Origin of the sequence: Rhodococcus sp. ACPA1 (assembly GCF_002300195.1) — a bacterium.
Classification (GTDB): domain Bacteria; phylum Actinomycetota; class Actinomycetes; order Mycobacteriales; family Mycobacteriaceae; genus Rhodococcus_F; species Rhodococcus_F opacus.
In genome coordinates this window covers 127,973-140,891 of sequence record NZ_NSDX01000014.1, presented here as the reverse complement: position 1 = coordinate 140,891, position 12,919 = coordinate 127,973, and the positions used below count along the sequence as shown (strand labels likewise).

The following is a 12,919-nucleotide window of genomic DNA, read 5'->3' as shown; positions in this document are numbered from 1 at the left end:
TTTAGATACCGAGAGCGAGTTCGATGGACGTTCATACGCGTCGTCTACGGCATTTCGTGGCAGTTGCAGAGACCCTTCACTTCACCCGTGCAGCAGAGAGTCTGTACGTTTCGCAGCAGGGTTTGAGTCGCAGCATCACTGAACTCGAACACGATGTAGGCGTACCGCTGCTTAAAAGGACAACGAGAGCAGTCGAACTGACCGACGCTGGCAAGGCCTTTCTCCGTTCAGCGCGTGAGGCGTTGGCAGTTCTGGACGCGGGCGTGGCAGACGCGCACCGAGCGCATTCCAAAATGTCCGGTGTTCTGCGCATCGGGTTCTTTGCCGCGTCAGCACTGGAGCTGACACCGTTGATTATTTCGGAGTTCAGAACTCGTCACCCGTCCGTCAGCCCTCGGATCGAAAGCTACGACCTCACAGATCCCTCCTGTGGTCTGCGGTCCGGAGAGACGGATGTGGCGTTCTTGCGGTTACCGATCGATCTGGCCGACCTGAACTCTGAAGTTTTGTTCACTGAACCGCTTGCAATTGGGATGACGAACTCGCACCCTCTTGCAGCGCAGAAGGTGGTGCTGTTGTCTGATTTGCAGGATCAGGTAATTTCAGCACCGCGTACCGACGACGCACGTTGGCGCGCGTTTTGGACACTGCGTGATCTCGGGGTCGACGATGACAATCTGCCCCGCATCAGCAGGGAAACCGCAACGATGGATGAAGAGCTGGACAACGTAGCGGCGGGTCTCACTTTGTCGGTGTCTGTGCCCAGCATGGACCGATTCGCACATCGGGCGTCGCTGGTGTACCGAACGCTGGGTCAAGTACCGGGATCGACGCTATGCGTCGGATGGCGCGGACAACCAACTCCACTGGTCCAAGCATTCATAGCCGTCTCGCGAAAAGTCCGCGACGAGCACCGCGACCTCGTGGCCCGAATTGAAAGCGGTAGCGCCGACTGATGGGTACTTCTTACTTGCAATGAACCCGACTCAGTAGCAACCACTCGAGCCGCAGTTCACGCCGGAAAGCTCACCGGCACAGCTATTCCCGAACTGCTGAATACGCGTGATCACGGCTAGACTAACCACACGAGACGCACTCGTCCGCCGCGGCGCACCGACCCGCCGTCATCGACCTGCACAGCCCGTGAACCACCTCATGCGCAGTAGGCGGACCTCGAAGCTCATCTAGAAGACGGGAACACCGATTCGCCGGAACCGGTGAGCAAGAATTTTTCGTAGAGCGATGCCGAAAGGCCTCGACCATCTACTGGCCGAGTCGTTGATCCCCCAGGTGGCGTCTCAGGTCGCGTCCGCTGCGACCGATAATTCGGTGCGATGCCAGCTGGACCGTCAAGACATCTTGACAAATAGCTCGCAGCTCCCCTTCGATGCACCTCAGACACGGCTCTCGGCGTCGAGTAGGTCGAGGGTGCGTTGCGAGAGCTGCTCGATCCGGTCCTCGACGTTGTTCGACCAGGTCGGGGACGTCGGTCAAGGCGGCGTGAGCGCGGCGACGCGCCTCGACCCCCGTGCGGTAGCACTCGGAGCCGAGGTCAATCGCCGGCGTCTCCTGTGCAGCGACGGTCGTGCTGTAATCCGCGGCGTCGTCGTCGCGCAGTCGCCTGATTCGACGGCGCGGGGGGTGCTGCGGCGCAAATGCCGGTGCGGTGCCCGGCGATGACCGCCCGAATCTCGGCACCAATCATCGCCGCGACGGGCAGCGGCAGATGGCGGCCACACCGGTCGATCGGCACCGCGACCGGCCCCGGTCTGCCCTACATCGATTAGCACCGCACACGCGCCACTCGAGAATTCCACCGCAACGACGCCGACAACGCACGGCTGCTGCCCGAGGGTGAATTAAGGTTGCGCCGCATCCCTACCTCCGAAAAGCGCGGAACACTCTCCGACATCACGAGCCATCAAGCATCACGAGGCATCAGACGGCGGTGCGCTGGCTTCGGCTCCGAAGCATGGTGGGCAGGACTATCACGACTGCCAGAAAAGCCTGGATCAGTGCGAGTGCGCTCGCACCATAGAACAGCAACTCGAGCGTACCGCTCGGCGTAGGGGCGGCGTCCATGGTGTGGGGGGCCGAGCGGTGACGGTGTCCGGGGGGCGCGGTGTTCGCCGCGCCGGTGAGGGTGTTCGTCATCGAGACCATCATCATCGCGTGAAAGACGAGCATCCCGGCTGCCAATGCCCCCGTGGTGGACCAGTCGCGGATGGTCGGCTTGGTCCACAGATGCCCGACGCAGAACAGGCAGGCGCAGGAGAGGGCGAGCATCAGCAGGCTGGTGCCGGGAAAGTGGGGCAGGTGGGTGAGCAGCACCGGAATGTGTGCTGCGACGCAGGCCAGAACCAAGAGGGCAGCGACCTTCCCGGCGGCGGTCGCCCGCACGGGATTGACCGGCAGGGTGGGCCGCCAAACGGTGGCGGCGGCGGAGGTGGCCATGAGTTCTCTCCTTGGGTTCACTCGTGGTTCCCGGCAAGGACGCGCCCTGAGCTGGTACGGAAAGGGGGCGCACAGGTTTTCGGCGCTGGTGCAGTGCGGCGGGTTTGCCAGAAGTATGTGGCCGGCCCGCACCCTGCTGGGCGCGGGTCACGGTCATCTGTTGTCGAGTTCGGATTCGGCCTCCTCGAGGGCGGCGAATTCTTCTTCGGGTGCCTTCGCGACGAGGTGGTGTCGGCTGTAGAAGGCGAAGTACGCGATCATCACCGCGTACGCGGCGGCCGCGTACAACACCACCGAGGGGTCGACCATGAACCCGGCTGCCAGGGCGGCGACGGCCAGGACCAGGGCGATTCCGGAGGTGAGCATCCCACCGGGGGTGCGGTAGGGGCGGTGCAGGTGCGGCTCCCGGATCCGCAGGACGATGTGCGAGATCATCATCAAGATGTAGGAGACGGTGGCCCCGAACACCGAGATCAGGATGAGCAGGTCCCCGGAACTGGTGAGGGACAGAATGAATCCGATCACCCCGGGCACGATCAGCGCCAGGAACGGGGTCTTGCGCCCGTTGGTCAGCGACAGCACCTTGGGCAGGTAGCCGGCCCGCGAGAGCGCGAACGTCTGCCGCGAGTAGGCGTAGGTGATGGTGAAGAAGCTCGACACCAGACCCACCAGGCCGATGACGTTGACGAACTGGCTCAGCCAGGTGGTGCCGCCGTTGGCGGCCTCCATGGCGTCGATCAACGGGTTGTCGGAGTCCTGCAGGGTCGATGCGCCCGATCCGCCGGGTCCGAGGGTCAGCAGCAGCGCGGCGAGGGTGAGCAGCACCAGCACACCACCGATCAGTCCCTTGGGGATGTCGCGCACCGGGTTGCGGGCTTCCTCGGAGGCGAGGGGGACGCCTTCGACCGCGAGGAAGAACCACATCGCGTAGGGCAGGGCGGCCCAGACTCCGACGATGCCGAATGGAAGGAAGCTGCTGGCGCCGACAGCATTGGTGGGGGCGATGTCGATGAGGTTGCTGACATCGAAATGCGGGATCATTCCGATCGAGAAGGCCAGCAACCCGATCACGGCGACGATGGCGATGCCGAACATCAGCTTGAGCACCTGCGAGACGCCGTACAGGTGCAGACCGATGAAGGCGATGTAGAACACCGCATACACCAAGGGTCCGCTGATCCCGAAGAGGCTGTCGACATAGGCGCTGATGAACGTGACCACGGCGGCCGGGGCGAGGACGAATTCGAGGAGCACGGCGGTGCCGGTCAGGAAGCCGCCCCACGGTCCCATCGCGCGGCGGGCGAAGCCGTAGCCGCCGCCGGCGGTGGGGATGATCGAGGCCATCTCGGCCAGGGCCAGGCACATCGCGGTGTACATCAGGCCCATGAGTCCGACCGCGATGAGCATGCCACCCCAGCCGGCGTGGCCGATTCCGAAGTTCCAGCCGGCGTAGTCACCGGCGACGACGTAGCCGACGCCGAGTCCGATCAGCAGGACTGGTCCTGCGGTGCCGCGGCGCAGCTGACGGCGGAGCATGTAGTCGTCGGCGACGTTGTCGTAGTCGACTCCGCCCGCGGCGTGGGCACCGGTGGTGCCCGCGTGTGTGTGGCGTGCGGGGGGCGCCACCGGATCGGTGCTCATGGCTAGTCCTCGCATCCGCAGTGCGACCCCTCGGCCTGCCGCTCGGGGCGGGGCAGGTTCAGGGTGGGGTTCTGGTCGAAGAATCCGTGGGGTTGGAGGATGAAGCCGACGTGCTGGCGGGGCATGACCGGCCAGTCTTCGAGGCGCACCACGTGGTGCATGCCGAAGGTGTACCAGACCACGATGTCCTCGTCGACGATGTTGCGGTTGCCCTCGATGTAGGCGGGAAGGCCGTCGCCGCCGCGGGACTGGTTCGGGTACTCCCCTGCGGGGAAGCGCTCGGTCTGGTCGTAGGCGGTGACCCAGAAGTTGTTGGTGGCGAACCCGGCTCGCTTGGCTACCCAGGAGTCGGGGGTGGCGGAGAGGGTGATCGCGTCGGTGGGCTGGAGCCGGTAGGCGACCGGTTCGTCGACGATGTTGCGGCGGTCGTGGTTGACGATCTTCCAGAATCGGTGTTTGCGGGCGTCGGCGAGGCGGGCGGCGTCCTGTTCTCGTTCGAGGAGGCGGTCGACGGTGTAGAAGCAGCTCTGTGTCGGGTTGGTGCCGGGCACCTCGGTGTCGACCTCGTAGACCGCGTTTTTGGTGCCGTCGAGCTCGAAGTCCATGCGCACGTTGAAGATGTGCTGGTGGATGGGGGCGTAGAGGCCGTCGTTGTTGAGGGTCTGCCCGTACAGCGACTTGGTGCCCGGCTGCTGGCCTGCGGTGGAGAGGATGCCGGTGGCCTTGACCAGGAACTCGATGGTGCCGTCGAGGTAGAGGTGCCAGTAGAAGCCGTATTCGTAGTTGGCGACGGTGGCGATGAAGGAGATGATCAGTTTGCGTGAGCGCCGGACCTCGGCGGTGTCCTGCCGGTAGTCGTAGTGCTTCCACATGATCGAGTCGTCTTCTTCGTGCATGCAGACGGCGTTCTTGATGGTCATCGGGTTGCCGTGGCTGTCGCTGACGATGCCGTCGAAGTACTGGATTTCGCCGAGGCAGTCGCAGCCGAGTGCCAGGGAGTTCGCCAGGGCACCGATGTTGTATTCGCCGGCGTCGAAGGCGTTCTTCTTGTGCTGCACCGGGGACGGGTCACCGTAGGGCACCACCATCTCCACCAGTGAGGCGCGGTTGATCACCGACCGGTCGCGGTTGCCGTCCCGGAACTTCAGCTGATGCAACACCAGACCCTCGCGAGGGGTGAAGCCGACGCGGAAGCTCCAGTCACCCCAGGTCACGTGCTGGCCGTCGACCTGGAAGGAGCGGCCCTGGGGTGAGGTGATCTCGAGGGGCTTGATGTCGGTGCGGGCGGGACCGACGTGCTGGGGCAGGTAGTTGCCGGTTTGCTGAGGGACGGGGATGAGGCCGTTGTCCTCGATCTCGACGACCTCACCGTTGTTGAGGTCGTAGATGATGATCAGGCCCTCGGCCGGGTGCGCGTAGGGGCTGTCGTCCTGGTCGAGCCGGGTAAAGACAAGGGCGCGCATCAGGCGGCGACCCTGGTCGTCCTTGCCGAAGTAGCCGGCCGACCACGGCTCGATGCACACCAGGTCCAGGTCGGTCAGCCCGCGGGTGGCCAGGGCTTCGACGACGCGGGGATCGCGTTTGCAGTTGACCTCACATTCCTCGAACTCGTCGAGCATGATCGGCGGCTGGGCGCCGGACGGCAGCTCCACCCACCGCTCGAGGCTTTCGTTCTCGAGGTCGACGGTGGCCTCGTAGCCGTATCCGGTGGACCGGTCGATCAGCACGGCGCTGGCCTCGCGGCGAATCTGCGAGAGGTCACCGCGCAGTGCCTTCTTCGACGGTTCCTTCAACTCCACCTGCACGAACCGGAAGCTGTCCGCCTGTGCCTGCGTGCACTTCAGCACCGACACTGCCTTCGAGATTTCGTCGCGGCTGAGGGGGTCGAGGGGATGTGTTCCCGGTGCGGCGACCGTGCGATCGATTTCCTGAATGGACATGGGTGTCTCGCTCCTTGGGCATGGTTCTTTCCACGCGTCGACATCACGAAGTGGCGCCCTCGATGGTGGGCTTTCCGGGTGGCACGGCGGCCGGGCCGGTTCATGAATCGATCGGTGGAGATGTCTGCGTAGATCACGGGCTTTTCGCTTAGCGATGTGATCGGCCGTCGACACTTTTCGAGGTGTCCCTGAAGAGGAACCTCACGGGGTGCGGTCAACCGTTCACAGCAAGAACCGTAACGCTGCTTTGTGATCGGGAGCACACGTCGAAGGGAACAACGGTGAGAACTTCACGCCGGAAAATTCTCGACCTGGTTAACATGGATGAAACATTCTCGTCATGCATCGGAAATGGTTGGATTCGACGCTGGGCGTGACATCGATCACCACCCAGGGCCGCGTGCAGCCTGCTGACCAGGCGACTTCGCTGCTTCTTTCAGAGATGAGCGTGCGGAACATGACGACTTCACCGCACAAGCGGGCGCTGGTCGCGGCGCGGTCCCCCGTACAGGGGTTGCCGCGCCGTCAGCTGCCTTTCATACCGGTGTTCGCCCAGTCCGTCGCAGCGATCGCGCCGTCGGGTGCGGCAGCGGTGATCCCGGTGCTGGTGATCGGCACCGCCGGCGGGGGCGGCGCGCTCGCCGCGTTCGTGTGCGCAGCCGTGGTCATCCTGCTCGTCTCGGCGTGTTTGCGGCCGATGGCCCAGCGGATGGCCTCGGTCGGCGGAATCTACAGCTATACCGCCCGCGGCCTCGGTCCGACCGCCGCCGTGCCGACCGGCTGGTCCGCGATCGTCGGATATGCGACGGTCGGCATGGCCGGCCTGCTCGCCGTCGGCACCTACCTCTCGCACATCGCCGTCACCACCGGTTTGGCGCGGGGCACCCCCACCGGTGCGATCGTCGCCGTCACGGTGGTGGCCGCCGTGGTGGCCACCCTGGTGATGATCCGCGGCATCCGGATCTCGGCCCGGATCACCCTGCTCGTCGAGTGCGTCTCCATCGGCCTCGTCGGTGCCCTGCTGATCTTGTTGCTGGTCACCACGACTCGCACCGGCGCCCCGGTCGCCGCCGCCATGAGCTGGGAGGGCAACGCGCAGAGCATGGCACTATCCGTCATCGTCGCCGTCAGCGCCTTCGTCGGCTTCGAAAGTTCCACGACACTGAGCGGGGAGGCCCGCCAACCATTCCTGTCGGTGCCTCGCGTGATCCGGTGGACCCCGGTCGCCGCCGCCGCGTTGTATCTGATCGCCCTGCCGGTGCAGGCGATCGCCCTCGCCAACGCCCCCGACTCGGTGCGCGAGAGCGCGACACCCCTGGTGGCACTGCTGGTCTCGGAGGGCTCGACCGGTTTGTCGGCGATCCTCGACCTGGGAATCGCCGCCTCGTTCTTCGCCTGCACCCTGGCGTCGGTCAATGCGCTCGTACGCGTGCTGTTCTGCATGGGCCGCGAGGGCGTCGCCCCGTCCGCCCTCGGCCGCACTCACCCGCGTTTTCAGACGCCCGCCCCTGCCATTGCCGCGGCGATGGTCGCGGTGACCGCTGTGCCGATCGCGGCTTTACTCGCCGGTGTCTCGCCCGATCAGGGTTTGCGCATCTTCCTCACCCTCAGCGCCTGCGGCTATATCGGCAGTTATCTCGCCGGGTGCTTGTCCGCGCCGATCCTGTTGCGGCGCATCGGAGAGTCGACCCCCGCGGTCTGGGTGCTCGGCACCGTGACCACCGTCATCCTGTTGTTCCTGGTCGTCAACGCCGTGGTCTTCGCCATTGCGGACGGGATTGTGCTCATCGCTGTCTATGCCGTCATCATGGCGGCGGCGGTGCTCTACACCCTTGCGCTTCGGCGTCTGGCCCCGCACCGGCTCGCCTCGGTCGGTATCTACGACGAGACCCAGCGCGCCGACCTGCTGCCCACGGCCGCGTTCAGATGAGCCCACGCAGCGACCCGTCCCGACACCACCCCAGCACCGTCTCGAACTCTCTCGACATCCTGGAGGTGGTCGCCACCCTCGGCCTCGGGGTCACCGCCAGGGAGATCGCCGGCGCCCTGCACCTTCCCCAGGCCACCGCCTACCGGCTCATCAACTCGCTCGTCGCCGAGGAGTATCTGGTGCGGACCTCGGATCTGCGCGGATTCGGGCTCGGCGCGCGCCTCAACGGGCTGGTCACCGCCGCCGTCTCCCCCACCGTTCCTACCGCCGCGCGCCGGCAACTCGACGACCTCCGCGACAGCGTGCGGTTCGCCGTCCACGTCATGGCCTTCCACAACACGACGCTGCGGGTCCTCGACGCCGACCCCGACCACCCCGTGCGCGCCGAACGTGAGCTGGTGCGTTACCTGCACGCCTCGGCCGCCGGAAAACTCTTACTCGCCGACCGCACCATCTGGCAGGCAGCGTTGCCCTCGACTCCGCTGCGGCAGCTGACCTCGGCCACCGTCATTGATCTCGCCGCTCTCGACACCGAGCTGCGCACCATCCGCGATCAGCAGTTCGCTGTTCAGGTCGACCAACTCGAACAGGACCTGGCCTGTCTGGCGGTGCCGCTGCGCGACCCGGACGGCGACACCGCCGGTGCCCTCTGCCTCGCCGGCCCGTCCACCCGCATTGACGCTCTCCTCGGGCGTGCCGACTCGCTGCAACAGTGCGCGGGTGTGCTCGCGCCCTTGCTCTTCTGAGAGAAGCCTAGTCGCCGTCACCCACCACCGTATGAGGACATCCACCGTGCACCGAGCCATCCCAGCGGCGCGACCGCCCACGAGGAGGTCACGCTCCTGCGGTGGGTCCCGGCCGCGGCCGGATCACCTGGTGGTTCGAATGCGCGGAGCTGCTGTGGGGGCGGGCCCGGAGCGATCACCATCGCCGCGCACACACTCGGTGGTGGCCTACACCCGAGCGAGCTGATGATGGTTCTACTCATTGCCGCGTGTGCCGCCGTGGCTGCCGTCGTCGGCGCCGTCCCGACGCCCCGCCACACAACGCTGTTTCTGATGGCGATGCTCTCCGTGGGCCTACCGATCGCACACACTGCACTGGCGATCCTAGCCGATCACGATCACGGCCCGAGCATGTCCGTGACGATGCTGGCCGCCCACATCACCGCGATCGCGGTGACCGCGGCAGCCATTCACGGCGCCGAGGGTTCGATGCTCGCCGCGGCGGCCGTGGCGCGGATCGCCCCGATCCCCCTCCTGCGCTGAAGATCGGACCGGAGAAGACGAAGCCGGTATGCGACTACCATACGAACTTGTCGCCGCGGCTCTTCACCGAGGCGACCAGTACCCGCGGCCCGCCACCGCCGCAGGACCTGCTCCACACCGCTGCCGCATAGGCGGCCGCGCGGCTCCTGACCCCGCTGTCCTTCCTTCGCCCGTAGGCGACCGCACCTCGGGACGTTCCCAACCGCGGCGCGTCCGAAAGCTATCTGACACTGACGCTTTCGCTCGTCGCGCCCAACCGTGCCTTCTTCTGCTGGCCGTCCGCGCACCGAGCACGGGCTGCCCAGCCGACATCGAAACGAGAACGCCTTGTCCATCCTAGAACTCGAACGCACCGCTTCGGTCGCGCACTCCCCTGCCACACCGACCACCAGATCTGGTGCACCTTTCGTGATGGTGTGGATGACGCGCTTGCGGAGCAGGTCCAGGTTTGCGCGTCCGTACATCTGACGTTTGAGCACTTTAAAAGTTACGTGGAATCTGGCCGTGGAGATGATCATGTCTCGTCGGTGTTGACCACGAACTGAGGAGATGGCTTGAGCGGCACGGTGGTGTTGGAAGAGAAGTGGCCGGTGCTGGACCGGCATATGCAGGCGGCCGGGTGGCTGCGGGTGTGGACCGATCTCGGGAGGGCGCCTCGGGCCATCGACGCCTACGCCCGGGAGCTTGCCGAGTACCTGGAGATGTGCGAGCGGGAGGGTGTCGACCCGCTCACCGCCAGCCGTGCCCATATCGGTATTTATGTGCGGGAGTTGACCGAACGGCCCAGCCGCCGAGGCGCGAGCGTGGTGTCCCTCGACTCCGGATCCGGTCTCGCGAATGCCACCATTCAGCAGCGGGTGGTGCCGGTGCGGCTGTTCTACGACCACCTCATTGGAAGAGGGCCTGCGCGAGTCCAATCCCGTTGGCCGAGAGCCGCTTCACGCCCGGCCGACGCGGTCGCGGGCATCAGCGCGAGTTGGTGCCCCGGTTGACGAGGCTGCCCTGGATCCCCACCGAGCGGCAGTGGGCGGACATCCTGACCGTCGCCGCCGAGGAGCATGTCCGCAACCGCCTGATGCTCACCCTGGCCTACGATGCCGCGCTGCGCCGTGAGGAGCTGCGCGCGCTGCGCACCGACGATCTCGACCCCGCCCACCGCACCCTGCGGATCAGAGCGGAGACGACGACGAACCGGCTCGAGTGGGTCGTGCCCTACTCGACTCCGACCGGCGTGTTGCTGTCGGGCTATCTCCGCGCCGGGCGAGACTCAGCAGAGCTCGCGGACCGCTGTTCCTGTCGGAGTCCCGCCGCAATCAGCCCAGCCGTTGCGTGGCGGTGTGTGATCAGGACTGCTGGTCCTGCTTCTGCTCTTCGCGTTTCGCTAAACACTTCGTCCCGAACAGTGATGATCGACACATACATTGACCTCAACTGTGGTTGAGGTCATACGTTTTCCGTAGCGGATCGGGCACCCCCGGAAACGAAAGGAGCATCAATGACAGCCTCAGCTATCGCAGCGGAAAGTTTCGCCCTCAGCGATGAATTTCGCAGAGCCTTCCGCAGACATCCGGCCGGCGTTGCGATCGTGACGACGCAGGGCATTGACGGTCCTGTGGGCATGACTATTTCATCTGTGTTCTCGGTGTCCGCTAGCCCTCCGATCCTTGGATTCTCACTCCAATCAGAGGAGGGAGCAGCTGCCGTCATCCGATCGGCACCGAGCTTTCTGGTTCACCTCCTGGACACACCGAATCTCACACTCGCACAGAACTTCGCACATGGAGTCAACCGATTCAAGGATGGAACTTCTTGGGCGCGAGCGGATACGGGCGAACCATTGCTTCACGACGTAGACCGTGTGCTTAGGTGCACGCCTCTGACGGCTACGCCCGCGGGTACCGCTGTTGTACTGACCGCGAGCATCCTCGCGGTCCGCTCGTCGGGGTTCACCGCGAGTTCATTGGTCTATCACGAGCGAGCATTCCACTCCACGTCTTCCCTGTCCGCACTCCCCGCCTGAAATCGACCCGCACGCATGATGAGAGGACCTACAGATGGCTATCTATGTGCTACCGGAGCTTGACTACGACTATTCGGCGCTCGAGCCGCATATCTCCGGAGAAATTATGGAATTACATCACAGCAAGCACCATGCCACTTACGTCGCCGGAGCCAATGCCGCAATCGAGCAGCTCGCCGAGGCCCGGGAGAATGCCACCATTACGGCGAACGCGACTGCCCTCAGCAAGAACCTGGCTTTCCACCTGGGAGGACACACTAATCATTCGATCTTCTGGAAGAACCTGTCCCCTAATGGCGGGGACAAGCCCACGGGCGAACTTGCCGCGGCGATCGACGTCGACTTCGGGTCATTCGACGCTTTCATCCGACACTTCTCCGCCGTGGCGACCACCTTGCAGGGGTCCGGTTGGGCAGTACTCGCCTATGACACCGTTGGACTTCGCTTAGTCATTGAGCAGCTCACTGATCAGCAAGGGAACATCAGCCTCGGAATTGTCCCGCTACTGATGCTCGACATGTGGGAGCACGCCTTCTATCTGCAATACAAGAATGTGAAAGCGGACTACGTCAAAGCGTATTGGAACGTCGTCAATTGGGAGGACGTCGCTGAACGGTTCGCGAACGCCACAGCCAAGACTGCTGCCCTCGTGACCCCAGCCGGATACGAGGCAGCAAGGACCTAGGGCTGGGTGGGCACGAGCCACATCACCTATCCGGCGTGGGAAGATCGTCTGATCCGCTGATCCACCCGCCGACAGCCGCCGGTGGATCAGCGGACGCCGAGGGCGCCGGAACACCCTTCATCGCGTTCACCGGCCGCCGCCAGGCCGACCACATCCCCGGGCGTCTGATCGTGCGGCGTGTGAACGCTCACCAGGACCTGCCCGGACAGGCCACACCGTTCGACACGTGGCGGCATCACACGTTCGAACTGCGCGCACGACCCCGTCGGCATCGGCCGCAACATCCGAACCCTGGCGTGGATCGAAGCCGACCGCCCACCAGAGCCACGCCGACCGCGCCGCCATCCTTGCGACCGCCGGCGCCTGGCGAGAGGTAGGTGGCCCCTACCGCCAGTTACCTCGATCAGCCGATCTACCATCAGGAATGCGAAAAACAGACCCGGTACGCACTCGGTGACCGTCAATTCGAGAAACGGTTCCAGCATGGCACCGCATTGATCCTCAGCGACGCCGTCGGCGACGCCCTCGGTCAACAACCCCACACACCCGCGACCCCCTCAGCCGAGACCACCCTGAGCCGCCGTGATCGGCACGCCGCCGATCACGTCGAAAGGCCTCACCAACACGGCAATCCGCAAAGCTGGTCGTCTCCCAGCGCACGGCCGAGGGGCACTCGAGCACATTCTCTCCAAGCTCGGATTCACCTCACGAACACAGATAGCCGCATCGATCATCGAGAATCACCTCGTCGATGTTGTCGAGGGCGAAGATTGAGTTTCAGCGATGCGGTGTGCGACCACAGCTAACGAAACGTAGTGCACAGAACTCGATCATTTGGTCGATCGCTTATGGCGCCGGTGCGGCGGATAGCCAAGCTTGGATCGGCACAGGGTGACAAGCCTTGCCCGGTCGCTAGATTCGAGCCGCGGCGTGAGGACCGGCTGCAGCAGTCGCAGCAGCCTGCGGTAATACGTTGCAGGT

The 12,919-nt window shown here is 64.8% G+C and carries 11 protein-coding genes; 8 read left to right on the top strand and 3 right to left on the bottom strand.

Annotation, left to right across the window (positions count from 1 at the left end; genetic code table 11):
• Positions 1-23: 23 nt before the first annotated feature.
• Entirely contained in the window at positions 24-956 is a 933-nt protein-coding gene (locus CJ177_RS43510) for a LysR substrate-binding domain-containing protein (RefSeq protein WP_095870815.1), read from the top strand.
• 982 nt (positions 957-1,938) lie between these two features.
• Here the strand turns inward: CJ177_RS43510 and CJ177_RS43505 are convergent.
• The 3 genes from CJ177_RS43505 to CJ177_RS43495 all read right to left on the bottom strand — a co-directional run bounded on the left by CJ177_RS43505 (position 1,939) and on the right by CJ177_RS43495 (position 6,035).
• Positions 1,939-2,454 carry a hypothetical protein gene (locus tag CJ177_RS43505; RefSeq protein ID WP_095870814.1) on the bottom strand — a complete coding sequence of 172 codons (516 nt, stop codon included), beginning with the start codon at positions 2,452-2,454 and terminating at the stop codon, positions 1,939-1,941.
• 153 nt (positions 2,455-2,607) lie between these two features.
• Entirely contained in the window at positions 2,608-4,095 is a 1,488-nt protein-coding gene (gene eat, locus CJ177_RS43500; protein WP_095870813.1) for an ethanolamine permease, read from the bottom strand.
• A gap of 2 nt (positions 4,096-4,097) precedes the next feature.
• On the bottom strand, positions 4,098-6,035 hold the full coding sequence (locus tag CJ177_RS43495) for a primary-amine oxidase (protein ID WP_095870812.1): 1,938 nt from the start codon (positions 6,033-6,035) through the stop codon (positions 4,098-4,100).
• A 457-nt stretch (positions 6,036-6,492) separates the two neighbouring features.
• Between CJ177_RS43495 and CJ177_RS43490 the strand changes: the two genes are divergently transcribed.
• The 7 genes from CJ177_RS43490 (at position 6,493) to CJ177_RS43465 (ending at position 11,938) form a co-directional block, all read left to right on the top strand.
• Complete coding sequence (locus CJ177_RS43490) at positions 6,493-7,965, top strand: APC family permease (protein ID WP_095870982.1); 1,473 nt, start codon at positions 6,493-6,495, stop codon at positions 7,963-7,965.
• On the top strand, positions 7,962-8,711 hold the full coding sequence (locus CJ177_RS43485) for an IclR family transcriptional regulator (protein WP_095870811.1): 750 nt from the start codon (positions 7,962-7,964) through the stop codon (positions 8,709-8,711). The genes CJ177_RS43490 and CJ177_RS43485 overlap by 4 nt, the downstream gene beginning before the upstream one ends.
• Positions 8,712-8,936: 225 nt before the next feature.
• On the top strand, positions 8,937-9,233 hold the full coding sequence (locus tag CJ177_RS43480) for a hypothetical protein (RefSeq protein ID WP_095870810.1): 297 nt from the start codon (positions 8,937-8,939) through the stop codon (positions 9,231-9,233).
• A 554-nt stretch (positions 9,234-9,787) separates the two neighbouring features.
• Entirely contained in the window at positions 9,788-10,225 is a 438-nt protein-coding gene (locus CJ177_RS48965; protein ID WP_257015004.1) for an integrase, read from the top strand.
• On the top strand, positions 10,222-10,674 hold the full coding sequence (locus tag CJ177_RS48960) for a site-specific integrase (protein WP_257015003.1): 453 nt from the start codon (positions 10,222-10,224) through the stop codon (positions 10,672-10,674). Before CJ177_RS48965 ends, CJ177_RS48960 begins: the two co-directional genes overlap by 4 nt.
• Positions 10,675-10,728: 54 nt before the next feature.
• The gene (locus CJ177_RS43470) at positions 10,729-11,253 is read left to right on the top strand and encodes a flavin reductase family protein (RefSeq protein ID WP_095870809.1); all 525 of its coding nucleotides are present in this window, start codon (positions 10,729-10,731) and stop codon (positions 11,251-11,253) included.
• A 34-nt stretch (positions 11,254-11,287) separates the two neighbouring features.
• Positions 11,288-11,938 (top strand): superoxide dismutase, encoded by a 651-nt coding sequence (locus tag CJ177_RS43465; RefSeq protein WP_095870808.1) that lies wholly within the window; start codon positions 11,288-11,290, stop codon positions 11,936-11,938.
• The last annotated feature ends 981 nt before the right edge of the window (positions 11,939-12,919 follow it).

Coding starts and splice junctions, on each gene's coding strand:
- CJ177_RS43485 (WP_095870811.1), top strand. CDS start 7,962: ATGAGCCCACGCAGCGACCCGTCCCGACACCACCCCAGCACCGTCTCG.
- CJ177_RS43465 (WP_095870808.1), top strand. CDS start 11,288: ATGGCTATCTATGTGCTACCGGAGCTTGACTACGACTATTCGGCGCTC.
- CJ177_RS43490 (WP_095870982.1), top strand. CDS start 6,493: ATGACGACTTCACCGCACAAGCGGGCGCTGGTCGCGGCGCGGTCCCCC.
- CJ177_RS43505 (WP_095870814.1), bottom strand. CDS start 2,454: ATGGCCACCTCCGCCGCCGCCACCGTTTGGCGGCCCACCCTGCCGGTC.
- CJ177_RS43480 (WP_095870810.1), top strand. CDS start 8,937: ATGATGGTTCTACTCATTGCCGCGTGTGCCGCCGTGGCTGCCGTCGTC.
- CJ177_RS43470 (WP_095870809.1), top strand. CDS start 10,729: ATGACAGCCTCAGCTATCGCAGCGGAAAGTTTCGCCCTCAGCGATGAA.
- eat (WP_095870813.1), bottom strand. CDS start 4,095: ATGAGCACCGATCCGGTGGCGCCCCCCGCACGCCACACACACGCGGGC.
- CJ177_RS43510 (WP_095870815.1), top strand. CDS start 24: ATGGACGTTCATACGCGTCGTCTACGGCATTTCGTGGCAGTTGCAGAG.
- CJ177_RS43495 (WP_095870812.1), bottom strand. CDS start 6,035: ATGTCCATTCAGGAAATCGATCGCACGGTCGCCGCACCGGGAACACAT.